The organism is Pseudoalteromonas sp. c7(2019) (genome assembly GCF_011378625.1).
Lineage (GTDB): Bacteria > Pseudomonadota > Gammaproteobacteria > Enterobacterales > Alteromonadaceae > Pseudoalteromonas > Pseudoalteromonas arctica.
Genome location: NZ_WTKS01000014.1, coordinates 16,649 through 41,410 on the forward strand (window position 1 = coordinate 16,649; position 24,762 = coordinate 41,410).

Consider the following 24,762-nt stretch of genomic DNA (forward strand, 5'->3'; position numbering starts at 1 on the left):
GCTACTATATAAACTAAAAAGGCCGCTATAGCGGCCTTTTTTCTATTTGAAGGAAATAATCATGGCTTGGATCCAAATTCGTATTAACGCCAATGCTGCAACAGCAGATGCAGTAAGTGACCTATTAATGGAAGCGGGTAGTGCTTCAGTAACCTTTATTGACGCAAAAGACACCCCTATTTACGAACCCAAAATTGGCACCGTTGTATTTTGGGCTGATACAACAGTAATTGGCTTGTTTGAAGCTAATCACGATATGAATGAAGTCGTTGCGTTATTGAAACGCCATGATGAACTAAAAGACAATTTAGTATACAAAATAGAGCAGCTTGAGGATAAAGACTGGGAACGTGAATGGATGGATAACTTTCACCCTATTCAATTTGGTGAAAGGCTATGGATTTGTCCAAGCTGGCGCGACATTCCAGATCCTGATGCAGTAAATGTACTGCTTGACCCTGGCCTTGCTTTTGGTACGGGCACACATGCAACAACGGCCTTATGTCTTAAGTGGTTAGAAAGCCAAGATCTAACAGGTAAAACGGTTGTTGATTTTGGTTGTGGCTCAGGCATTTTAGGTATTGCAGCTATAAAACTAGGCGCAGAGCGCATGATTGGGATTGATATTGATCCTCAAGCGCTTGAGGCAAGCTTAGATAATGCTAACCGTAATGGCGTTGCAGACAAACTTGAAGTATACCTTCCAGAAAACCAACCTGAGTTTACCGCCGACATAGTAGTGGCAAATATATTAGCCCAGCCACTTCGCGAATTGCACAGTGTAATTTTAGGTTTATTAAAGCCTGGTGGAAAAATTGCCATGTCGGGTATTTTAGAAGAACAAGCACAATCAGTTGCTGATATTTATGCACCGTTTATTGAACTAGATGATATTGCCGTTGAAGGTGATTGGACTCGAGTGAGTGGCACTAAAAAAGCGTAATAAACTGCACAACCAAATTTAGAGCATTAACTCAAAACCTGCATGTAAAGCCTGTATTTAACAGGCTTTACTATTTTTTTACATATTAAAAGTTTTCTGATTATTGTGTAAAAAATAAAACTTGTATAAATTTCAAACAAATCAACCTACTTGTCATGTGGTTATCAAATGTCAATACGAAAAGGGCAAAAAAAAGTTACTTTTGTTCAATTTATAGCCTTTGATTTTTGTGAAAAAAACCGTAAACTTAGCGCCCCTTGAAAAGAGGCCTATTGAATATAGTGCGTATCGGTAAATACCAACTTGAGAATAATGTAATTGTCGCGCCAATGGCTGGCATTACAGACAGACCATTTAGACAACTTTGCCGTCGTTTAGGCGCAGGGCTAGCTGTTTCTGAAATGCTATCGTCTAATCCTAAGGTTTGGAAAACGGAAAAGTCGATGAACCGTATGGATCACAGCGGTGAGTCGGGTATACGCGCTGTGCAAATTGCAGGAGCAGATCCTGAGCTTATGGCGCAGGCCGCACAATTCAATGTTGCTAACGGTGCACAGATCATAGATATCAATATGGGGTGCCCAGCAAAAAAAGTGAACAAGAAACTCGCAGGCTCTGCCTTATTACAGTTTCCTAAACTTGTGGAAGAGATTATTGATGCAGTCGTTAATGCTGTTGATATACCTGTGACACTTAAAATCCGTACAGGATGGGATCCGGATAACCGTAATGGTGTAGAGATTGCGAGAATAGCTGAACGTTATGGCATTGCATCACTTGCTGTACATGGGCGTACGCGCGCATGTATGTACAAAGGTGATGCTGAGTACGCCACGATTAGGGATATAAAACGTTCAGTGTCGATTCCTGTTGTTGCCAATGGTGATATTACATCACCAGAAAAAGCAAAACAGGTTTTAGACTATACGGGTGCAGATGCCATTATGATTGGCCGAGCCGCCCAAGGTCGCCCTTGGATATTTAGGGAGATAGACCACTATTTGCGAACTGGGGAACACTTACAGCCGCCTGCTATTGCAGAGGTGCGCAGTATTTTAATGGAGCATTTAACAAACCTCCATCTGTTTTACGGTGAGCCAATGGGAGCGCGAATTGCTCGCAAACATGTATCTTGGTATTTGCAAACCCATGACAGTGATGGTCAGTTTAGGCGAGTATTTAATGCGCTCGACAACCCACAAGCACAGGTCGTCGCATTAGAGCAATACTTTAAAACACTAGCAGCTAACTAAGAAAGAAAGAGACTTAATAATGTTCGAACAAAACGTGACTTCTCCATTTATCACTAACCCTCATGTTCAGTCACACGAGAAACCGCAGCCATTGCGTGATGCAGTAAAAAAAGCTGTTCACCACTATTTAAAGCAGCTTAACGGTCAAGATGTGCAAGACGTTTACGACCTTGTTCTTTCAGAGCTAGAAGCGCCATTACTTGAAGAAGTGATGACATATACACGTGGTAACCAAACTCGTGCAGCAATTTTACTAGGTATCAACCGTGGTACTTTACGTAAAAAGCTTAAAAAATACGGCATGAACTAATATGCTGGCTGTGAATTATCACAGCTAATTATTAAAAAAGCACCCTAGGGTGCTTTTTTTATGCCCGTAGTTTAATAGCCGAGTTGCAAAATGCTCACCCTCATCGGCGCTTTATAAGTCGTTTTTTGAGTTGTAATCAGTTAAAATGCCCGCTTCTAAGCTAGCTCATTAACTGAGGAAATCAAACTACAATGGATACTCATCGTCCCATTCGTCGCGCACTATTAAGTGTGTCTGATAAAACCGGTATTGTTGAATTTGCCCGCGCACTAGAAGCGCAAGGCGTTGATATATTATCAACTGGCGGCACATGTAAACTACTTGCTGATAACGGCATAAAAGTGACTGAAGTATCAGATCACACAGGCCACCCTGAAATCATGGATGGTCGCGTAAAAACTCTTCACCCAAAAATTCACGGCGGCATATTAGCCCGTCGCGGACAAGATGAAAGCGTAATGGCAGATAACAACATTTCTGCTATCGACATAGTTGTAGTTAACTTATACCCCTTTGCGAATACAGTCGCTCAAGAAAACTGCAGCCTTGAAGATGCTATTGAAAATATTGATATTGGCGGCCCTACAATGGTTCGTGCAGCCGCTAAAAACCACAAAGACGTAACAATCGTGGTAAACGCGAGTGACTACGACCGTGTTATTAGTGAAATGCAAAACAATAATGGCTCTACTACGTATAAAACACGTTTTGACTTAGCGATTGCTGCTTACGAGCACACTGCCGCATACGATGGCATGATTGCTAATTACTTCGGTAAAATGGTTCCTGATTACACCGAGGAAGCTGCTGTAGAGACTAAATTTCCACGTACTATCAATATGCAGTTTACTAAAAAACAAGATATGCGTTACGGTGAAAACTCACATCAAGATGCTGCTTTTTATGTTGAAAGTGACATTACTGAAGCATCAGTTGCAACAGCAACTCAATTGCAAGGTAAAGCCCTTTCGTTTAACAACATTGCAGATACCGATGCAGCCCTTGAGTGTGTTAAAGAATTTGACGTACCTGCGTGCGTAATTGTAAAACATGCTAACCCGTGTGGCGTTTCAATTGGGGATAACATCCTACAAGCATACGAGCGCGCCTTTAAAACAGACCCTACATCAGCATTTGGTGGCATTATTGCCTTTAACCGAGAGCTAGATGCAGCAACTGCACAAGCAATTGTTGACCGTCAGTTTGTTGAAGTAATTATCGCACCTAGTATTTCAAGCGACGCTGCAAAAATTGTTGAAGCTAAAAAGAACGTTCGTTTATTAGAATGTGGACAGTGGACAGGTAAAGCAGCTGGCCAAGATATTAAACGCGTTAACGGCGGTATTTTAGTTCAAGACCGCGATTTAGGCATGGTAACGCAAGGCGACTTAAAAGTTGTTTCTAAGCGCCAACCTACAGAGCAAGAACTTAAAGATTTACTATTTTGTTGGAAAGTAGCTAAGTTTGTTAAATCAAACGCAATTGTTTATGCCCGTGACGGTATGACCATTGGTGTAGGCGCAGGCCAAATGAGCCGCGTATACTCAGCTAAAATTGCAGGCATAAAAGCTGCCGACGAAAACCTTGAAGTTAAAGGTTCAGTTATGGCGTCTGATGCATTCTTCCCATTCCGTGATGGAATTGACGCAGCAGCAGCCGCTGGTATTACTGCGGTAATTCAGCCAGGTGGCTCAATGCGTGATGAAGAAGTGATTGCAGCTGCTGATGAAGCTGGCATGGCAATGGTACTTACTGGTATGCGCCATTTCCGCCACTAATCACACAAAGGGTTAAACGTTGGTTTAACCCTTTTTGTTTGCTATAAATTCACGTATTCTGATTATTCAATAACCTATTTAAAATTATAATGTGAAGGAACAAACAATGAAATTTGCGCTAAAATCGCTACTTGTAGCCACACTAACGATGACATCGACTATGGCGCTTAGCCATAACCACGAATCGAGCCTTGAGCATGCACTTCAATCAAGCGAACGTAGCGCTAAAAACAGCGTTCGTGACGAATATCGTCACCCGGCTCAAACACTGGCATTTTTTGGCTTTAAACCAACTATGACAGTTGTTGAAATTGCGCCAGGCGGTGGTTGGTATAGTGAAATTTTAGCGCCAGCACTAAAAGAGCAAGGCACTTATTATGCCGCGCACTTTCCTGCTGATTCATCAGTTGGCTACTACCAACGCTCTCTTGCGGGCTTCAAACAAAAAGTAGCTGAAGATGAGCGCTTTAGTAGCGTTAAAATTACTGAGTTTGCACCTGTAACACATTTAGATATTGCGCCAGCTGGCAGTGCCGATATGGTTTTAACTTTCCGTAATGTACATAACTGGTATATGGGCAAAGATAAAAGCGGTGCATTAAGTGCATTCCAAGCTTTTTATAAAGCCCTTAAACCAGGTGGTACATTAGGTTTAGTTGAACACCGTTTAGCTGAAGAACGTGCTGACGAAGATCAAAAAACATCAGGTTATATGAAGCAGAGCTACGTAGTAGACCTTGCTAAACAAGCTGGGTTTGAATTAGTAGCAAGCAGTGAAATAAATGCAAATCCAAAAGATACAGCCGATCACCCTAAAGGTGTATGGACGCTACCACCAAGCTTAAGACTCGGCGAACAAGATGCTGACAAATATAAAGCCATTGGTGAAAGCGACCGCATGACGCTGAAATTTAAGAAACCGCTTTAAATAGGAATTTTCGCCATGAATGTTTTAGTCATTGGCAGCGGCGGCCGCGAACACGCACTTGCGTTTAAAGCCGCTCAAAACACCAAAGTAAATACTGTATTTGTAGCCCCTGGTAATGCAGGTACTGCACTTGAACCAAAACTTGAAAACGTAGCAATAAACGTTGACGACTTAGAGGGTTTACTTAGTTTTGCACAGCAAAACAATGTAGATCTTACTATTGTAGGTCCAGAAATACCGTTAGTACTGGGTGTTGTTGATAAGTTTCGTGAACATAACATGGCTATTTTTGGCCCAACGGCAGGCGCAGCCCAGCTTGAAGGCTCTAAATCGTTTACTAAAGATTTTTTAGCGCGCCACAATATCCCATCAGGCGATTATCAAACGTTTGAACAAATTGACCCAGCCTTAGCTTATTTAAAAGAAAAAGGCGCGCCAATTGTTGTAAAAGCAGATGGTTTAGCTGCAGGTAAAGGCGTAATTGTAGCAATGACGGAAGCCGATGCCGAAGATGCTATTCGCGATATGCTTGCGGGTAATGCTTTTGGCGATGCGGGAAGTCGTGTTGTTATTGAAGAATTTTTAGAGGGTGAAGAAGCGTCTTTCATTGTAATGGTTGATGGCAAAAACGTATTACCATTTGCTACCAGTCAAGACCATAAACGCGCTTACAATGGCGATGCCGGTCCTAACACGGGTGGCATGGGTGCATACTCACCTGCGCCAGTTGTTACGGATGAAATCCACCAGCGTATTATGAACGAAGTGATCTACCCTACGGTAGAAGGCATGGCAAGCGAAGGCCATCCGTACACCGGCTTTTTATACGCAGGTTTGATGATTGACGAAACAGGTACCCCTAAAGTAATTGAGTACAACTGTCGCTTTGGCGACCCTGAAACTCAACCAATGATGCTACGTTTACAATCAGACTTAGTTGAATTGATTGAAGCTGCTAACCGTGTAGAACTTGATAAAACAACGATTAAGTTTGACCCACGCGCAGCCGTTGGTGTTGTACTTGCAGCTAAAGGTTACCCTGGTGATTACCCTAAAGGTGATGCAATTTCGGGGCTAAAAGTTGATTACCCTGCGGGTGAAAAAGTGTTTCATGCGGGTACTAAGCAAAGTGGCAATGACGTTGTAACCGCAGGCGGTCGCGTATTATGCGCAACAGCACTTGGTAACACTGTTACAGAAGCGCAGCAGCGCGCCTATGAGCTTGTTAAACATATTAGCTGGGATGGTATGGAATATCGTACTGATATAGCTTACCGTGCTATTGCACGCGAGCAATAGCCTGTAATACCTATTCATTGGTATAACCAGTTAATTTAACTACAAAAGCGCAGTTTATCTGCGCTTTTTTAGTGCTACACTAATTAAAAGGTTTTTTAAAAGTAAATTAACGTTGGAACTAAGAACTTTACGTTACCATGCAATTGCTGTTGCCATACTGATATTTATATTTTTTATAATCAGTACATTGGCATCAAACCTTGTCGTGCCTACACGATATACAATTGATAAAACGGCTCCAATGTACCTCGATTACGCCTACTATATTGACGAAACCAAAACTAAAACATTCGATACCATCATTAACCAACCTGAATTACTTACTCATCAACCATTTTCAGGTGTTCCATGGAGTTTTAGCCAGCAAAACTATTGGTTGTTTCTTGATTTAGAAAATAAAAGCCTTAACAAGCAAAATGTTGTGGCACATTTTGACAACCCTATGGTCGATCACCTTACGGTGTATCGCCTCGATAAAAACAACAAACTAATTGAAACATACAAACTCGGCGATAAAGAAGAAGCCCTCTCTTTGTTTGAATACAGCGTACCGCATATTCGTTTTTTAGTAGAAAGAAAATCGTCACAGCGCCTAGTAATGAAAATAGACACAATCGGCATAAGTAAAACACCTGTAAACTTATATCGTGATAAAGAGTTTATTGACTTAGTGCGCTCTCAAACTGGGATCTGGGGCATTTTTGTAGGCGTGCTATTGATGGCTGCGCTTTATAACTTGGTGCTTTATTTTGGCATAAAAGACCGTGTTTATTTAATTTATATTGGCTACATCGTCAGCGCTATTACGTTAATGGGGGCTGTATTAGGTTTTGGTTTTTATATATGGCCTAATCACTGGCAGCTCCTTATTAACGAACAAGTCGTGTTTAGTAATTATGGGGTCGCTTTTTTCACCCTTGCTTTTTGCACCATGTTTTTGCGCTACCATAAGGATAAATGCTGGCGCTACAAAATGAGCATCACCCTACTTTGGCTTATGTTTGTTCTTGCTGTATGTAGCTTGTTTATTCCCGAGAATATAGCGGCTCCTATATTTTTTGGTGTGATGGTACTGCTTTATATTACCTGTATTATTTTAATATATAACAAGTTACGTAGTGGTTTTAGGTGGGCTAAGTTTTATGTTTTTTCATGGATACCACTAATATTTGGTGCTGCAATTCAGCCCATGGAACTCACTGGTGTTTTACCGTATACCTTTACAACCCGCCATGCCTTTTTAGTCGCTATTTTGTGCGAAGTTATTTTAATGGCAATGGCGTTAGCAGACCGAGTAAGGTATCAGCGCGAACGTGCGCTTTACCATGCCACGCACACACAACAAACAAAGTTACTTAATAGCTCCAAGCTAAAACAAGCATTTATGGCGCTACAAAGCCAAAACCGCTCAACAACTTTATGTTTAATAAAAATACGTCACTTTAATTCGCTCAATACTATTATTACCTCTTCTCAGGGCTACACACTTATAAAGCATGTAGCCAAAGAGCTTGAATTAGAACTCAGCCATGAACGCGAATTTACAAACCTCGAAACAGATTTAAACACCAGCCCACGCTTAGCCGATTTAAGCAGTGGCGTATTTGCCTGTATTTCTACTAAAACACAAAACCAAGAAATGCTAGAAGCACTACTGACTAAAATAATTAGCAGCCTACCAAAACAATATGAAATTAAAGGGCTAAACCTGCAGCTTAGTTACAGTATAGGCATTAGTAGTGCAGGTAAGAGTAACGACTTTGAATATTGGTTAAAGCGTGGTTATTTAGCGCTTAAAAAAGCAAAAGGTAGCGTTAATCAAGTTGGGTCATCGTCAAACGGTAATAATCTAATGATGGACGTTGCTCTAGCCGCTAAGCTGCAACAAGCCATCAAAACAAATCAACTGGCACTTTATTACCAACCTCAAATAAACTTATTAAGTAACCACGTAAGTGGTGCTGAAGCTTTATTACGTTGGCCCGACCCAGCTTACAGCAACTTATCAATTGAAGAACTAATAATACTTGCTGAGCACACAGGCATTATTAACGAGCTAACACTGTGGGTAATAGAGCAAGCCTGTAAAGACATAGTCAAGCTTACAAAAAATGGCTATAACGAGCACACAATTAGCGTAAATTTAAGTGCTAAAAACTTAACTATAAATAACTTAGCCGAAAAAGTAGAAAATATTTTAATTAAATACCAAGTGCCGGCACAGTTACTTAAATTTGAACTAACCGAATCGGCCTTCGTAGATAGCCAGGATGCACTTATAAAGTTAGTTGATGAGCTAACCGCATTAGGTATTAAAGTAGTACTGGATGACTTTGGGACAGGCTATGCGTCACTTAGCTACTTAGTCAATTATCACTTTAGTGAACTTAAAATAGATAAGTCATTTGTTTTTGATTTACCTAATAACCCTACTCACCAGGTTATTGTACAAACAGCCATTGATATGGCGCATAACCTCAATTTATCAATAACAATTGAGGGGGTAGAAACCCAAGAAATCCATCACTTGCTCAAAGATATGAATGCTGATTGCGCCCAAGGTTATTTATACGCAAAAGCACTGCCTTACACCGACTATTTACACTTCTTAAAAAGCCAATATAGCTTAAAAATGTTAGACTCCTCTTTTTAACATCTTTAGGGGCCAAGTAAAGATGCAAGGCACACTGCGTAAATTAAAATCGAGCTTAACCGAACCAGTACAATATCACTTACCTGTAGGTGAACACCTAGTAGACTTAAATGCATTTATAGGTAAGGAGCTTACGCTTACCTTTAGTGGCACTATTTTATGTTCTAACTGCGGTAAAAAAACCAAAAAAAGCTATTCTCAAGGTCACTGTTTTGTATGCATGCGCAAGCTCGCTAGTTGCGATATGTGTATTATGAAACCAGAAACCTGCCACTACGATCAAGGCACGTGCCGAGAGCCACAGTGGGGCGAAGAAAACTGCATGATTCCGCACTATGTATATCTCGCTAACACCTCTGGGTTAAAAGTAGGTATTACCCGCCACACACAAATACCGACTCGTTGGGTTGATCAAGGCGCGACTCAAGCATTACCTATTTTTAAAGTGCAAACTCGCCTGCAATCAGGTTTAGTGGAAGTTGCATTGGCTGAATTTATTGCCGACAAAACTAATTGGCGCAATATGTTAAAAGGTCAAAACGAAGCAATTGACTTAAAAGCAGCTGCAGCCGAACTGATCCCACAAATTAGTGAGAAGCTAAATGAGCTAAGTGAATTATTTGGTGCAACAGCAATAGAACAACTTGATGAAGATGTGGTTGATTTAGACTTCCCAGTAACCGAGTATCCTACAAAAATCAGCTCATTTAACTTTGACAAAGACCCTGTAGTAAGTGGTATTTTACAAGGTATTAAAGGCCAATACTTAATTTTTGAAAAAGGCGTTATTAATATTCGTAAATTTACGTCTTATGAAGTAACCGTAGGCTAACGAGCTATGTTAAACAGCTACCCACAGTTATTGGTTATTTATAATGAGCTTGAGATAGCCCATAACCAACAAGAGCAACAAGAATGCTTACACAGCGTTACGCAAAGTGAGCTAAGCGATGTGCGAGTACTTAATAAGCAAGGTGACTTCCTTAATTTACAAGGCACTGCTTGCCCTAAATTGAATGGCGAGCAGCTAGCACAGCTTGTTACAGCTTACTTATTAAATGAAGGGCAATGCTGCCTTGGTAAAATCAAAACCCTAAGTGCAGCGCAGGCGTTTGATTTACTAGGGTTATAAACTCCCTTTTTATTTAAAGTTCAGTAAGTACTTTTATATGCGCTACAGCACTGCGACCTAAAGCTGATAGCGCATAGCCCCCCTCTAAATACGAAATAACCCCTTTGCAACCGCCCTCTTTAGCAACACCACATAGTTGCTCGGTAAGCCAAATGTAGTCATCCTCTACAAACTTTAAGCTTGCCATATCATCTTCTAGGTGAGCATCAAACCCTGCGCTTATAAAAAGTAATTCAGGCTTAAACGCTTTTAATTTTGGTAACCATTGCCCAGTAAACACCTCTTTTAGGTCGTCGCCATTGCTAGCAATTGGCAGAGGTGAATTAACAATATGACTATTATTTTTAACCGCTGTATTAGGATAAAACGGATACTGAAATAACGAACAAAGCAGTACGTTTTCGTCATCAATAAAAATGTCTTGTGTGCCATTACCGTGGTGTACATCAAAGTCAGCAATCGCAATACGTTTAACTCCTTTGCTTTGGGCGTACTTAACAGCAATGGCTAAGTTATTAAATACACAAAATCCGGATGACGAATCTTTATTAGCATGATGCCCTGGCGGGCGCACAGAACAAAAAGCGGCATCGAGTTTATCAGCAAGTATTTCATCAACAGCTAAAACCCCCGCACCTACTGCACGCTCAATCGCTTTAAACGAATCTGGGCATAGCCAAGTATCGCCATCTAAATTAGCAAGCCCTTCGGTTGGTATCGTGGCTTCTACGTGTTTAACTAAAGATTCATCGTGAGCAAGTAAATAATGCTCACGCTCGGCTTTAGGGGCTTGAAGGTGGGTTAAGCCAACATCTACACCGCTGGCTAATAATCTGTCGGTAATTGCATCTAAGCGCTCTGGACACTCAGGATGGTCGCCTATCATTTTATGCTTACGGCAATGAGGATGAGAAATAACAGCGGTACGCATAAAAAGTCCCTTACAAGGTGTAAAAACTTAATATAACAAAGCCACCGACAGGTGGCTTTGCGACTTTGGTTTATATCAACATTTTAAATATCAAAGCTATTAGCTACCTTGCCTTTAAATGCAGGTTTCTAAAATCAAAGCTAAAGTCGGTAACCGCTGTTGATACTGCACGCATTTTAGCGCTATTTACACGGTTTTGTGAGCTCATTTCAAAACGAATAAACGCATCCGCTTCAAGCAGTTTTTCATCCCACTTAACTATAAATGTATTACCGGTGTAATGCTCAAGTGTGCCTTTTAATCGTTTAGTGTGCGTAAAATCAATATGCAATTTACTATCAAGCTGCTCAATAATCACATCGCCATACCAATCATCATGTAATGTACCGGTGTAATTAATGTTTGGTAATTGCGGTTGGTAGTCAGCCGGTGCTTCTGGTTTTGCATTAGCGTACGCATGTTGCTTACCTTCAAAATGACTTTTAGCTAAATCCTCTACCCAGTCTTTATCTTCGAGCTCAAGTGCATCTTCAAGTACTTCGTGGGTTACTGCCGAAAGTGCACCAAAAGCTTGTTGATTAGATAAAATAACAATACCAAGTTTTTTCTCAGGCAATAAAGTAACTTGCGATACCATCCCTAAAATACCACCACCGTGACCTAGCTTTTTAAAGCCGTGGTAGTCTTCAATACTCCAACCTAACCCATAACCCCTAAACTGCTGATGATACGATTCAAACGCGCTTTTAGACGCCATAGACGTAATATGTGGGTGCCACATTTGCGCTTGTTGCTTTTCACTAAATAGCTGCTCGCCACTTGGCATTTTACCGCCCGCTAATTGCGTACGAAGCCACTGGCTCATGTCGCTTACACTTGAAGCAATTGCACCTGCACCTCTAAAATCTTCTAGGTAGTTCACAAAAAATGGATGAAGCGTGCCATCCATAGGAATATGACCTGTCGCCCAGTTTTTATTACTTTTTGGAATACGTGAAAATCCCGCGCGTGAGTTATCCATGTGCAGCGGCTGTAATATATTTTTTTCGATGTAATCGTTCCAGCTGATACCCGACACACGTGCAACCACCTCACCAGCGGTAACAAACATCAAGTTGTTATAAGCATACTTACTACGAAAACTGCTCGCTGGTTTTAAATACTGTAATCCCGCTAAAATTTCATCAACTGACTTATCGGTACTTGGCCAAATCATTAAATCGCCCTGCCCAAGCCCTAGCCCACTGCGGTGACTTAATAAATCACGAATACGCATTTCGCGTGTTACGTATGAGTCGTATAATCTAAACTCTGGTAAATGATCAATTACGCGGTCATCCCAGCTTAACTTCCCCTCATCAACTAACTTGGCAAGCGCTGCTGTTGTAAACGCTTTCGTGTTTGAAGCAATACCAAATAAAGTGTCTTTGTTTACTTTTTTGTTGGTATCGAGATTAGTTACACCAAAGCCTTTAGCAAATATCACTTTATCGTTTTCAACAATGGCAACTGCCATACCGGGTACGTCAAAACGCGCCATTGACGCTTTAATTACCTCGTCAATTTTGTTGGTATCAACTTGTGCCCAGCTGCTAAACGTAGTGCCTGCTAATAGTGCGATTGCGGCAAGTTTGGTTAATTTCATATCAATCCTATTTTATTATTTTTGATGAACTGCAAATTCAATTGCTGCGCGCTCTTGATTGGTATCGCTTTTTTGTGCGCGATTTAATATCGCATCACTGTATTCTTTTGGTACGCCCGCTTCAAGTGATCCGCGATGAACGTGTTTTATGTACCAATCGTATGGGAGTACATCGCTGTCGTGGGTATTAGCTATATAACAATGTGCAGTTACAGTCTCACCCGTTAAAAGCGTTGGGGCTATATCTACGCAGTCGTAACCTACGCCCTCAATACCATCTAAAATAACTTTTTCATCTTCATTAAGCTCATAAATAACGCCGTAAACCAGCGCGCCTTCTTTATCGCTTGGGCAAATACTGCATTTGCCAGAGCCATCTTTAAATAGCATATCAAAAGTTAGCTCGTAACCTTTAAGTACCGCTGTTCCTACACGCTTTACATTAGGTAAGCGTGCTAACAAACGATTAGATGACATATTAGAGCCAAACGAAAAATTATATAACGGCATTTTATCTCCTGTACTTTTTAAATAAGTTAAATAACAACACGTACTGCAAGGGCAATTAAAATAACGCCAATTCCACGGTCAAACCAATAACCGCGTTGTTGGAAAAAACCCCTTACATTATTTCTAGAAAGTATTATTGAAAGCATTGAAAACCACGCCCAAGTAGCCAATGCCATGTACACACCGTAGCCGACCTGTACGCTAGTCGGTGTTGTTGGGCTAATCACGAGTGTAAATAACGACATAAAAAATAACGTGGCTTTTGGGTTTAATGCATTTGTGAAAAAGCCGCGCCTAAAAGCAAGCCAAACGGATTCTTCTTGAACGGTTTTGTTTTCAACATCTTTTGCAGCCTCGCCTTCATTACTTGCTGGAGGTTTTGCAGCTCTGAGTGCTTGTACGCCTAAATAAGCTAAATATGCACCGGCAAGATACTTAAGTGCCATAAATAAGCTAGGCGATTGCGTTAAAATAAGCGCTACACCTAAAACACAATAGGCAACGTGCAGTAAAATAGCAGCGCCAACACCGGCACTTGTCCAGAGTGCATTGCGCCTTCCTTGTTGCACACTTTGCTTAAGTACTACGGCAAAGTCAGGCCCTGGGCTTGCTACTGCAAAAAAATGAGCAATAACAATCAGTAAAAATTCATCTAAGTATTCCACGCAGATCCTTGCTAGTTTGGCGAATAAGCTAATAACAGCGGGTTAGCCGAGTTATTTACCAATGCTTTAATTTCTTTTTGTGCTTTTTTAAACTGACCACGTAAATGCGGCTTTAAGTGTTTTTTAGACACTTTATCGTTTTTAAAGTAACTAATCAGAGCATGCATAAATACCGTATGTGTTTCACTTAGCTTAGCTTCACGGTTAGCGTATGGATTATAACAAGAGCCACAACCGCCTTTAAACTGATACACCGTGTTACTCATCATCACACCAAATCCTAAAAAACAGGCAAGTGCATCGGCAGCTTGTGGTAAATACTCCCTACCGCCTGGCGGTAGCACCCCAACGTGATGAATAAGTATGGTGGCCAGAGTACCCGCATAACTAGCCACTAAATCTTGTGGCTGATTAATCTGATTAGGATTAAAAGAGATACTGACCTTATGGCTTGGCGGCACAATTAAATGACTGCCTTCGCCACGTATTTCATCACTAAATTCAAAGTGCGGAAAAACTTGCGGTTGTAACTGCTGAGGTGCGACTAATTGAATAGGCCATGCATTCATACCCGCGTAATTAGTAACGCGGGTAAAAACATTACTCGCCATTTCCTCAATGCTCGATACCGAATCGGGGAAAAAAGTGGCCGTTGGCAGTATTATTTGAGTGTGCTTTGTAAAAAATTCAGCATCAAAGTTTTCTACAGCCCAAATAAATGTATCAATAAGCCATTGCTGTTCTTGCTGCTCTAATAATGGCTTTGATTTAAATAAAGCTAACATAGTGTGCTCTTTTAGATTTTAGTTTAGGTACCAGATTAGTTTTTCTGTGTAAGTGCCCAATCCCACGCTTGAGTATTGTATAGCGGCACTGTTGATAGTGCATGGTGGTGGCTACCACTGGATTCTTTAGTAGAATACGATAAATACAATAAGGTACGGTTTTCAGCATCGTAAATACGGCGCACTTTTAGTGATTTAAATAATATACTTTTAGATGATTTAAATATCACCTCACCTGATTTACTGCGGTCTATTTTTTGTAGTTGCTGCGCTGTAATAGGCCCTGTTTGACGACACGCTATAGACATATCTGACGGGTCAGAAAAGTCCAAATTAGCCTCTATATGACTAATATGACAAGTAACGCCTTCGAGGATTGGATCTTGCTGCGAATTAACTACAACATCTTTAGTTGTAAATAACCCAAGGCTTACCGACGCAACATCATCAGAGCAAGCACTTAATGTAACAACAGCACCTGCAAGTAAAACTAAACGTTTAAATTTTTGTGGTAATTTCATACTTATCCTTAATTAATATATAAGTAATTTAGCACCTACGTTACTAAGCGAAGGTTCACCTGTATGTTTTTATACTAACATCAAAAATAAATACGACTAAATTAGTTTAAAGTAAAGATTTTAGATAGCTCAGGGTTTAGCGAACCCTGTTGTATTTGATACAATTAACTCTCGCTCATGCAGTAACTCATAATAGGAAACGCCTAAATGCCGCACATTATTATTGAACACTCAGAAGACCTCCCTGTATTACCACAAGTTCTCGTAGAAAAAATTCATACTACCGCTTTCGAAAGTAACTTATTTGAATTAGAAACCATCAAAACACGCGCCATTGCTTATCAGCAATATCAACTTGGCGCAGGAAAATCAGGGTTTATACATATCGCGGTACATATTTTGGCGGGACGCTCAATTGAGCAAAAACAAATGTTAAGCGAACTGCTACTTTCATGCTTAAAAACATACTGCAGAGCATCAGACAGTTTAAGCGTAAATATTTACGATATTGAGCATGAGATATACCGTAAAAATTAGTTAACTCTTGTAGTTTTGAGCAATAGAAGTAAACACTAGTAAGTAAAAAGCCCCAATAGGGGCTTTTTTTGTATTCTGAAATCAGATGCAGCTCATTATTATTTACAAGACAGAGCATGAATAGCGTCCGATCTAACGCTGGAATTTAATAGTGCATTCGCACTCTTTCAAATTTAAGAAAGCTTAGCTTAATCTATGGATTAACTTTATTTAAATTATATTTATTATTAGGGGTAAATAAAGAATAATAAATTACACGATATTAAATTCATGTAGCATTAAATAATTTGAGTAGGTATTTTTTTGGAAAGTTTGTAAAAGTGGTGGCCCCTCCCAGACTCGAACTGGGGACCTAACGATTATGAGTCGTGTGCTCTAACCAACTGAGCTAAGGGGCCAACTTTTATATAACTGCTAGGCAGTTAATTTTTGAAGCGTTCAGTCACAGAGCGACTAAAGCGGGTTGCAGTATAAAAACTTTTTAGGTGCTTGTCACTACCAAACACCTTTATTTTAACAATCAGTAAGCTAACTGCTTAAATAGTAATCTTTTAGGTGGGTATAAGCATAAAATGTAAGATATTTCCCATGATATTTTCTGCATTAAATTATAAAAACCTTCCCCCCACATGTAGTCTTTTATATTTAACGCTCTACTTTTTTAAGTAAAGCTAACATATATGTGTAGGCATACAAGGCTGTAAAAAATATGCTTGGGGCTACTGTAAGTGCCAAATTAGGTGTCTGATTAATTACATTCACCATAATCACTAAGCTCGATTGAACAGTAATCGGAATAATAGGCGCAAAAAGTACACCTGCTATTTTTTTGTTACCTAAATACGAGGCGCTAGAGTTAATTGCATTATTGAAGCTTTGTCGTATTGCTACGTTTTGTGGTGTTTTAGAATGAAACATACAAATAATTGGAGTTACAAACGCAAGCGTTACATAACTAGACTTATACTTGTTGACGACCTTTTCTAAAATAAAAGTAAAAAACAGCGTTACAAATCCACTATACAAACCTTGTACTAATGCAGCTTGAAACGTGACAGATTTAGCAATATCTGCCGAACTATTTGCCCAGTAGGCCCAACTAAAATAAAAAACGAATGACACAACGCCTGACAGTATAAGTCGAATATTCAATTAGCTACCTCAATATGCGTAAAAACTTGGTTTAATGATAACACTAGAAGTGATGGTAATATTGCCACTTAATAATAGAGTAATTAATCGCGTATTGTAGATATATAAACAAACTAATGTTAAAGACTTCCTAAATGGCATCAATACAGAATCAGAACACTGCTGTTAGTTAGAAAGCTTAATTGAAGTAAACGATAGGTGTGGCTGAGGGAATGTTGGGAGTGAGTTACAAGAAATAAATCACTTAGTTTGAGTCAATTAAAAATTAGATTTTGATAAAAAATATTTACTTTAAAAACTGATATTGTGAGCCGATCAGTACTGAAGTTTTTATTTAGTTAAACCTCAGTAGTCGGCTTACACAATATATAATCTGTCATTATTTTTTCGCAATAATGTAGATTGCATGTATTAACCCTGGGAAATAACCTAACAGTGTTAATACAATATTTAACCAAAAATGCATACCTAAGCCAACTTGCAAAAATACACCTAATGGCGGCAATAAAACTGAAAGTATTATACGAATAATATCCATGATTAAACTCCATTTAAATTAAGCATTAAAAAGGCGTAAAGCCCAGTGTTAGTGGGCCTTAACTATACTGTGTTATTCAGCAATAATAGATAGTTTATCAACTACGTCACGAACATCTTCAGCATTTTTAGCAATTTTAACTGCTAGCTGCTTTTCAGCTTCAGACTCTACTGAGCCATTCAGAGTTACTATACCGTTGTCGGTATCAACATCGATGTCTGTACCACCAACTTCTGAATCAAACAGGAAGCGAGTTGTGATTACAGTGGTGATTTTAGCGTCCGTTAAGTCGTTATCATCATCGTCCATCATGTCTTTGCTTCTATCTTTTGTGTCCATGCTTTTAACAACGGTAAGGCTGTTTTCAACATCAGATACGCCATCTAGGCTAAGTACAAGTTCTTCTGCTAGCTCTTTATCAAGCTCGCTATTAACTTTACCTGTAAGTACTACCTTGCCATTTTTTACATCAGTGTTAATGTCAAAGTTGTTTAGATTAGTGTTCATAAGTAGAACTGTTTCTGCCTTACCATCAATCCAAGCATCTTTACTTTCGTTTTCCCAGCTGTTTGCTTGGGCACCCATAGCCGTAGTACCAAGAACTAGAGCTGCGATAATAGATTTGTTAAATGTTTTCATAATCTTTCTCCTTTTGATTAAAGACACTTTAACTAATGCGAGCTTTAGGCCAACTTTATTTATATATACATTTCAATAACTTGATGTAATTTTGGGATAAGGCACTATCTATAGCTGTGTAACTATTTACAGGCTACTCGGTAAAACTTTCTCAAATAGTGAAAATAACTAGATAATTGCATTTTTGGTTAATCTATCGTTAATATAACAAAACATAAAACATCATTTAAAATTAAATCATTGATAATTAAGGTTATTATATTTGGTGCGTGCTTTGCATATAAACATCAAGAGCTGTATTAATAGTAAATATAATAAGGAATGCCCCATGTCTGTAAAAGTCGAAGACCGCCCAATAGAGCAAGTACGCGAACAAGTAATTGATCAATTAATTTATAATTACAGTCATGGGGTTATTTCTGTTGATGCATTTGAGAGACGCTTAGATAACGCGATGGATGCACCTAATAACGAAGCTCTTTTAGCCTTAGTAGAAGATTTAACACTTAATACTGATCAGCAATATAAAGCAGAAAAACAATCGCAATTTACACCACATTATAGTGCACAACAAAACAGTGATGATGATTTTACATTACGCAGCATTTTAGGCTCTAACGAGCGAAGCGGTCAGTGGGTCGTGCCAAAGAATATATATTTGAGTAACTTTATGGGATCGGTGGTGCTAGATTTTACCGATGCCATTTTTGCGCATCAAAATGTAACTATTCACGTTAACTGTATTTTTGGTAGTGATGAGATTTACGTACCAGAGCATGTAAATGTAGTGTCTAAAATGTTTTGTATTTTAAGTAGTCTTGAAAATAAATCTGTGTCGCTTAACAAACGCCAAGGTCCTACTATTCATATTGAAGGAAAGGCAGTTATGGGATCGGTTGAAGTAAAAATAAAGCGCACAATTAAAGAAAAATTTATGAGCTTTGCAAATGAGCTAAAAACCCAGTTTGGCACCGGTAATAATAACCGCTCACTATAATTGAGTAGCAGCACTTTAGCGTGCTGCTTAGTATTTTATTATAAATCGTTATTTCGCTCGCTTGGTACATCACTTAAATACTCTACAAATTCCACCTCAAACCCGGCGGGATCAATAAAGTAGACATTCTTTCTGAAAGGATTCTCGCTACCTTGCTTGCTTACTGTAAAACCCACTTTATTTAAGCGCATTACTACTGCGCTTAAATTATTAGTTACATAAGCAAAGTGTGCAAAACCAATTTGATGGCCCGATAAGTTTCTGTTTTCACCCTCACCATGATCGCTTATCGCAATGTAATGCGTGTCATCTCCAAAGTGTACCCAGCGTCTTGGTTTTCCATGCCAATCGCCTCTGCCCTCACTTCTAATCGACCAATGTGGAAATACAGCGCGATAAAATTTAAGCATACTATCTATATCACTCGCGACTAAGTTTACGTGCTCTAAATACATAATGTTGTCCTATCAATTAAGTTAGGGGCACGATAAAACCTCAAGCTAACTTTAGGTAAAGCGTTATTTAAAATTAATTCAATTTAATTAACACACAAAGGAACATAATGACTTATTAATTGCTCATTATTATTTTTTAAAAATATAGACATTTTTCAATCTTGTATAAAAAACAAACATAAGTATTTGGGGTTTATTGTTTACTTTATGTCAAAAGTCGCTAAAATACGCCGGCTGAAATATATAAACGTTCTTTTACAACCCAAAGGTAATACCATGCATCCAATGTTAAACATTGCGGTTCGCGCTGCGCGCAACGCAGGCAAAATTTTACTTCGCGCAAGTGAAGATTTATCAAAAGTTGAAGTGCAACAAAAAGGCGCTAACGACTTAGTAACTAACATTGATAAAGAAGCCGAAGCCGTAATTCGTGACACTATTTTACAGTCTTACCCTACTCACTCTATTGTTGGTGAAGAATTAGGTGAGCATAAAGGCAAGGATGATGATTACCAATGGATTGTAGATCCTATCGATGGAACAACTAACTTCATCAAAGGTATCCCTCATTACGCGGTTTCTATCGCACTTAAAGTTAAAGGTCGTTTAGACCAAGCTGTTATTTATGATCCAATTCGTGGTGAGCTTTTCACTGCATCTCGCGGTCAAGGCACTCAGTTAAACAGCAAACGTCTACGTGTTAGCAAAACTACGGTTCTTGCAGGCACTGTACTTGCTACTGGTTTCCCTTTCAAAAACAAAAACCACATGGATGCATACACTGAAGCGTTTAAAGCATTATTTGTACACACTGCAGACATTCGCCGCGCAGGTTGTTCTGCTTTAGATATGGCATACGTTGCAGCTGGCCGTGTTGATGGATTTTTTGAAATTGGTTTAAAACCTTGGAACTCTGCTGCAGGCGAACTTATGGTTAAAGAAGCGGGCGGTATGGTTGTAGATTTCGCTGGTGGTAATAACTATAACCACAGCGGCAATATTATCTGTGGTTCACCAAAATTGACTCAAGCAATTATTCGTGAAATTCGTCCAGTACTAACTGAGTCGTTACTTCGCTAATTTGATGCTATTAATAGCATGCTAAAAAGGAGCTCAGGCTCCTTTTTTTGTGCCTAAAAATAAGGGTTATCGAGCTTAATCTCTATCGTTTTGCCTTTTGTATAAGGTAGTGTATTTAAATCCTTTGCGAAGTATTCATTAAATAATGCGTCAAATTCACCGCTTTCCTGCATCATTATTAATCCCTCTTCAACAGCCTTTGCTAATTCAGGTTTACTCTTAGTCACAAAGTAATAAATACCGGTTGGATAACTTATGTATAAATTAGGCACGATTACTAAATTACTTTGTTTGTTTTCAATAAGTTCAGAGTTAACCTCAATAAACGAGCGAGGAAAGTAATCTATTCGACCACGGCTCGTTAAAGTGAACATGGCTTGGTAGTTAGTAAGCGGCCTTACATGTAATCCGTTATAGGACATTATTCTTGTATCTGGCCAGTTGTGCCCTTGTACAGCCGAAAACGTAGCTAGCTGCTCAATATTTTTTACCTTTTTAAAGCGCGCCAAGTTTTGCTTATTAGTTAATAAAGCTCGCTTACCTATATAGCCTTTAAATAGTGGTATTTTTATCGCCAAAGCAAGCGCCTCTCGCTCTGGACTACTCATACTCCAATACATGTCTAATTCGTTATCATCTAGGTTTATTAGCTTACGCTTTTGCAGTTCTGATATGGGGGTCATTCGGATAACACCGGGGTAGTTAACACTTTCAAGTGCACGTACTAATAACTCATTGAGGTACTCTTCTCGTGCGTTTTGGGTATCTTGCTTTTGAGCAACATTAATTATTTGCTCTTGCGCCATGAGTGAAAAACTTACAAACAAACTAAATACACTGATAGAAACTTTTATTGGTAACATAATAATTACCTGCTTTGTTTAAATTACCTATTATTGGCTGCAAGGCTAAACACTTCTAAAGCATCCCTTGAGCACATGAATAAATAGATAACTAGAGCGATAACACTTGGCTTATTTTAGCCTCAGTGGCCGGTGCCTTAACCTGTGGCGATTTATATATTATTGCAAAAAGGTCCTACCGATTCACACTACAAAGTTAGCACTGTTTCGTAAACTTGCACTGTTACATCCGCTAATGAAAATTTAGACGCCTGAGAAATTCGTAAATTGCAGGTATAAAAAAACCGCTCATAGGAGCGGTTTTTATTTAATGAGACTCTACTACGGCATTGCGTCTAGGTCTGCACCTTCTTTTTCAATTACTTCTGGTATTAAGTCTTCTTTGCTTACGCCCATTGCTATAGCAACAGAGCTCGCAACATAAATCGAAGAATAAGTACCAATAAACACACCAAACAGCAATGCAGTTGCAAAGCCATGAATGGTTTGTCCGCCCCATGCAAACAAAGCAATCAATACTAAAATAGTGGTGATTGAAGTTACAAGTGTACGGTTAAGTGTTTGCGTAAGTGAAATATCAATAATTTCTACAGTATCGTCAATGCGCACTTTACGGAAGTTTTCACGAATACGGTCAGATACAACAATCGTATCGTTAAGTGAATAACCTATTACCGCAAGAATTGCCGCTAATATAGTTAAATCAAACTCTAAACCTAATATCGAAAATAAACCCACAGTAATAATAACATCGTGTAGTAGTGCACCTACCGCACCCACAGCAAAGCGCCATTCAAAACGAAATGCAACGTAGATTAAGATACAAATAAGTGCAGTTAACATGGCAAGGCCACCCTGCTCTTTTAAGTCTTCACCTACACTTGGGCCCACAAACTCAATACGGCGCATTACTACGCTGTCATCAGCTTTTTTAAGCGCATCGATTACTTGGTTACCAATTACTTCAGCTTTAACATCACTACCGCGCGGTGCTAAACGAACTAAAATCTCTTGGCTTGAACCAAATAGTTGTACTGATGCATCAGCAAAACCATTATCAGCTAGCGCAGCACGTACTTTTTTAAGGTCTGCTGGCTGTGAAAAACCAACTTCTACCGCAGTACCGCCGGTAAAATCTAAACCAAAATTTAGACCTTTAACAAAAACTGATGCAAACGACGCTAAAATTAATAACGTCGAAAAACCCATAGCCACTTTACGAAGAGACATGAAACGAAGGGTTCTACTACCCAAACTTAAAATTTGCATGTCAGCTCCTTAAATCGAAAGTTTATCAATACGTTTACCACCAACAAATAAGTTGATTACCGCACGGGTACCAACGATGGCTGTAAACATTGAAGTTAAAATACCAATCGCAAGTGTTACTGCAAAGCCCGCTATTGGGCCGGTACCTACTGCAAACAGTATAATGGCAGCAATTAGCGTGGTGATGTTGGCATCGAATATAGTGCTAAATGCGCTATCGTAGCCAAAATGAATTGCTTGTTGAGGGCTTCGGCCATCGGCTAGCTCTTCACGGATACGTTCAAAAATAAGTACGTTAGCATCAACCGCCATACCTACCGTTAATACAATACCGGCAATACCAGGTAGCGTAAGTGTAGCGCCTGGAATTAAAGACATAACACCAACAATCAGTACTAAGTTAGCCGCAAGAGCAAGGTTTGCAACCATACCAAAGCCTTTGTAGTACACAAGCATAAACACAAGTACAAACGCAAAACCAAGTGCAACCGCAGTCATACCCGCTTCAATATTTTCTTGACCTAAACTTGGACCTACAGTGCGCTCTTCAACAATTTGAATTGGTGCTACAAGCGCACCTGCACGAAGTAGCAAACTTAAGTTATGTGCTTCAGCTGGGTTATCGATACCTGTAATACGGAACGAGCGATCAAGACGTGCTTGAATTGTTGCTACGTTAATAACTTCTTCAACTTTAATAGGCGGAAGCGCTTTACCGTCTGCATCTTTTTTACCTGATGGCTTATATTCAATAAATACCGTTGCCATACGCTTACCAATAGCACGTTTGGTAAAGGCATTCATTTTTGCCCCACCTTTGCTATCGAGCGTAATACTCACTTGCGGGCGTTGGTATTCATCAGCGCCAGATTGCGCGCCAGTAATATGACTGCCTTCTAGAATAATACGCTTTTTAAGTACAACAGGGTAACCGTCGCGGCTCATGATCATTTCAGTACCCGCTGGGATACGACCTTGAGCAGCAGCGCTGATATCAGCGTTTTCGTCTACTTCGCGAAATTCAAGTGTTGCTGTTGCGCCTAAAATTTCTTTAGCGCGTGCTGTGTCTTGAATACCTGGTAGTTGAACAATAATACGCTCAGCGCCTTGGCGTTGTACGTTAGGTTCTGCAACACCAATTTGGTTGATACGGTTACGAATAATCGTTTCATTTTGCTTGATAGCGTAGTCACGAATTTCTTTGAGTTTTTGCTCACTCATTGTCGCAAAAAATGCTTTATCGTTACTGCTGTCATCAATGTAGACATTTAGCGGGTAGCGAGTTTCTAAGAAGCTCTCTGCTGCGTCTTTATCTGCTTCGGTACGCATTTCTACACGCATACGATCGGAGCCTGCTACGCGGCGAACACTACGGTAACGTAGTTTTTCTTCGCGCAGGTCGCTACGAAAATCTTGTTCCATTTGCTCAAGCTGGTTATCAACCGCTGTTGCCATGTCGATTTCCATGGTGAAATGTACGCCACCACTTAAATCAAGACCTAGCTTCATAGGGTTACCACCAACCGCTTTTAACCAAGCTGGTTGAGCAGGTGCCATATTAATAGCAGAAATGTAATCGTCGCTCAGCGAATCACGCAGTAAGTCATGCGCTTTAAGCTGTTCTTCAACATTTTTTAAACGAACTAAAATTTGCCCATCTTCAAGTATTGTCGATTTAGCGGTTACATTATTTTTTTCAAGGATTGCGTTTACTTTGTCTACAACACTGAGATCGACATCAGCGCCTTTAGCACCTGAAACTTGTATAGCCGGATCACGACCATACAAGTTTGGAGAGGCATATAAAAGGCCAATGGCTACCACAGCTAAAACAAGTAAATACTTCCAAACTGGAAACTTGTTTAACACGGGGTCGTCC

25 protein-coding genes and 1 tRNA gene are annotated in these 24,762 nt (G+C 39.7%); 12 read left to right on the forward strand and 14 right to left on the reverse strand.

Annotated features, from left to right (window positions below; genetic code table 11):
• Window positions 1-61 precede the first annotated feature (61 nt).
• From prmA to GQR38_RS15095, 9 genes are all read left to right on the forward strand, one after another.
• Entirely contained in the window at window positions 62-943 is an 882-nt protein-coding gene (prmA, locus tag GQR38_RS15055) for a 50S ribosomal protein L11 methyltransferase (RefSeq protein WP_010553367.1), read from the forward strand.
• A 281-nt stretch (window positions 944-1,224) separates the two neighbouring features.
• Window positions 1,225-2,196 (forward strand): tRNA dihydrouridine synthase DusB, encoded by a 972-nt coding sequence (dusB, locus tag GQR38_RS15060; RefSeq protein WP_346774073.1) that lies wholly within the window; start codon window positions 1,225-1,227, stop codon window positions 2,194-2,196.
• Window positions 2,197-2,215: 19 nt separating this feature from the next.
• Complete coding sequence (fis, locus tag GQR38_RS15065) at window positions 2,216-2,506, forward strand: DNA-binding transcriptional regulator Fis (RefSeq protein WP_002957804.1); 291 nt, start codon at window positions 2,216-2,218, stop codon at window positions 2,504-2,506.
• A 191-nt stretch (window positions 2,507-2,697) separates the two neighbouring features.
• Window positions 2,698-4,284, forward strand: a complete 1,587-nt coding sequence (gene purH, locus GQR38_RS15070; protein WP_165722442.1) for a bifunctional phosphoribosylaminoimidazolecarboxamide formyltransferase/IMP cyclohydrolase — start codon at window positions 2,698-2,700, stop codon at window positions 4,282-4,284.
• 106 nt (window positions 4,285-4,390) lie between these two features.
• Window positions 4,391-5,212, forward strand: coding sequence for a class I SAM-dependent methyltransferase (locus tag GQR38_RS15075; protein WP_007586523.1), 822 nt, complete (start codon window positions 4,391-4,393; stop codon window positions 5,210-5,212).
• Between the two features lie 15 nt (window positions 5,213-5,227).
• Complete coding sequence (gene purD, locus GQR38_RS15080) at window positions 5,228-6,511, forward strand: phosphoribosylamine--glycine ligase (protein ID WP_165722440.1); 1,284 nt, start codon at window positions 5,228-5,230, stop codon at window positions 6,509-6,511.
• Between the two features lie 112 nt (window positions 6,512-6,623).
• Window positions 6,624-9,164 (forward strand): EAL domain-containing protein, encoded by a 2,541-nt coding sequence (locus GQR38_RS15085; RefSeq protein ID WP_165722438.1) that lies wholly within the window; start codon window positions 6,624-6,626, stop codon window positions 9,162-9,164.
• A gap of 22 nt (window positions 9,165-9,186) precedes the next feature.
• Entirely contained in the window at window positions 9,187-9,996 is an 810-nt protein-coding gene (locus tag GQR38_RS15090) for a DUF2797 domain-containing protein (protein WP_165722436.1), read from the forward strand.
• A gap of 6 nt (window positions 9,997-10,002) precedes the next feature.
• Window positions 10,003-10,296, forward strand: a complete 294-nt coding sequence (locus tag GQR38_RS15095; protein WP_024600161.1) for a hypothetical protein — start codon at window positions 10,003-10,005, stop codon at window positions 10,294-10,296.
• A 13-nt stretch (window positions 10,297-10,309) separates the two neighbouring features.
• Here the strand turns inward: GQR38_RS15095 and GQR38_RS15100 are convergent, their stop codons facing one another.
• The 6 genes from GQR38_RS15100 to GQR38_RS15125 form a co-directional block, all read right to left on the reverse strand.
• On the reverse strand, window positions 10,310-11,227 hold the full coding sequence (locus tag GQR38_RS15100) for a histone deacetylase family protein (RefSeq protein ID WP_165722434.1): 918 nt from the start codon (window positions 11,225-11,227) through the stop codon (window positions 10,310-10,312).
• Between the two features lie 103 nt (window positions 11,228-11,330).
• On the reverse strand, window positions 11,331-12,872 hold the full coding sequence (locus GQR38_RS15105; protein WP_165722432.1) for a serine hydrolase: 1,542 nt from the start codon (window positions 12,870-12,872) through the stop codon (window positions 11,331-11,333).
• Between the two features lie 15 nt (window positions 12,873-12,887).
• Window positions 12,888-13,382 carry a gamma-glutamylcyclotransferase family protein gene (locus GQR38_RS15110; RefSeq protein ID WP_007586500.1) on the reverse strand — a complete coding sequence of 165 codons (495 nt, stop codon included), beginning with the start codon at window positions 13,380-13,382 and terminating at the stop codon, window positions 12,888-12,890.
• A 26-nt stretch (window positions 13,383-13,408) separates the two neighbouring features.
• A complete protein-coding gene (locus tag GQR38_RS15115) occupies window positions 13,409-14,047 on the reverse strand; it encodes a LysE family transporter (protein ID WP_007586498.1) in 639 nt (212 codons plus the stop codon).
• 11 nt (window positions 14,048-14,058) lie between these two features.
• Complete coding sequence (locus GQR38_RS15120; protein WP_165722430.1) at window positions 14,059-14,832, reverse strand: hypothetical protein; 774 nt, start codon at window positions 14,830-14,832, stop codon at window positions 14,059-14,061.
• A 35-nt stretch (window positions 14,833-14,867) separates the two neighbouring features.
• Window positions 14,868-15,353 (reverse strand): CreA family protein, encoded by a 486-nt coding sequence (locus GQR38_RS15125; RefSeq protein WP_076925008.1) that lies wholly within the window; start codon window positions 15,351-15,353, stop codon window positions 14,868-14,870.
• 207 nt (window positions 15,354-15,560) lie between these two features.
• Between GQR38_RS15125 and GQR38_RS15130 the strand changes: the two genes are divergently transcribed.
• Window positions 15,561-15,890, forward strand: a complete 330-nt coding sequence (locus tag GQR38_RS15130; RefSeq protein ID WP_002957818.1) for a 5-carboxymethyl-2-hydroxymuconate Delta-isomerase — start codon at window positions 15,561-15,563, stop codon at window positions 15,888-15,890.
• Window positions 15,891-16,211: 321 nt separating this feature from the next.
• Here the strand turns inward: GQR38_RS15130 and GQR38_RS15135 are convergent.
• From GQR38_RS15135 to GQR38_RS15150, 4 genes are all read right to left on the reverse strand, one after another.
• Window positions 16,212-16,288, reverse strand: a tRNA-Ile gene (locus GQR38_RS15135).
• 247 nt (window positions 16,289-16,535) lie between these two features.
• The gene (locus GQR38_RS15140) at window positions 16,536-17,042 is read right to left on the reverse strand and encodes a hypothetical protein (protein WP_101162741.1); all 507 of its coding nucleotides are present in this window, start codon (window positions 17,040-17,042) and stop codon (window positions 16,536-16,538) included.
• Window positions 17,043-17,421: 379 nt separating this feature from the next.
• Complete coding sequence (locus GQR38_RS15145) at window positions 17,422-17,580, reverse strand: YqaE/Pmp3 family membrane protein (RefSeq protein WP_121953763.1); 159 nt, start codon at window positions 17,578-17,580, stop codon at window positions 17,422-17,424.
• Window positions 17,581-17,652: 72 nt separating this feature from the next.
• Entirely contained in the window at window positions 17,653-18,219 is a 567-nt protein-coding gene (locus GQR38_RS15150; protein ID WP_165722428.1) for a BON domain-containing protein, read from the reverse strand.
• 328 nt (window positions 18,220-18,547) lie between these two features.
• On the opposite strand from GQR38_RS15150, the gene GQR38_RS15155 reads away from it, so the two are divergent.
• Complete coding sequence (locus tag GQR38_RS15155) at window positions 18,548-19,216, forward strand: LiaF domain-containing protein (RefSeq protein ID WP_024597540.1); 669 nt, start codon at window positions 18,548-18,550, stop codon at window positions 19,214-19,216.
• Window positions 19,217-19,254: 38 nt separating this feature from the next.
• Here the strand turns inward: GQR38_RS15155 and GQR38_RS15160 are convergent, their stop codons facing one another.
• Window positions 19,255-19,671 carry a VOC family protein gene (locus GQR38_RS15160; protein ID WP_165722426.1) on the reverse strand — a complete coding sequence of 139 codons (417 nt, stop codon included), beginning with the start codon at window positions 19,669-19,671 and terminating at the stop codon, window positions 19,255-19,257.
• Window positions 19,672-19,947: 276 nt separating this feature from the next.
• On the opposite strand from GQR38_RS15160, the gene suhB reads away from it, so the two are divergent.
• Window positions 19,948-20,751 carry an inositol-1-monophosphatase gene (gene suhB, locus GQR38_RS15165; RefSeq protein WP_002957826.1) on the forward strand — a complete coding sequence of 268 codons (804 nt, stop codon included), beginning with the start codon at window positions 19,948-19,950 and terminating at the stop codon, window positions 20,749-20,751.
• A gap of 53 nt (window positions 20,752-20,804) precedes the next feature.
• On the opposite strand, the gene GQR38_RS15170 is transcribed toward suhB, so the two are convergent.
• From GQR38_RS15170 to secD, 3 genes are all read right to left on the reverse strand, one after another.
• On the reverse strand, window positions 20,805-21,614 hold the full coding sequence (locus GQR38_RS15170) for a transporter substrate-binding domain-containing protein (RefSeq protein ID WP_010553382.1): 810 nt from the start codon (window positions 21,612-21,614) through the stop codon (window positions 20,805-20,807).
• A gap of 321 nt (window positions 21,615-21,935) precedes the next feature.
• A complete protein-coding gene (secF, locus tag GQR38_RS15175) occupies window positions 21,936-22,883 on the reverse strand; it encodes a protein translocase subunit SecF (RefSeq protein ID WP_007586474.1) in 948 nt (315 codons plus the stop codon).
• A gap of 9 nt (window positions 22,884-22,892) precedes the next feature.
• Complete coding sequence (secD, locus tag GQR38_RS15180) at window positions 22,893-24,752, reverse strand: protein translocase subunit SecD (protein ID WP_010554381.1); 1,860 nt, start codon at window positions 24,750-24,752, stop codon at window positions 22,893-22,895.
• Between the last annotated feature and the right edge of the window lie 10 nt (window positions 24,753-24,762).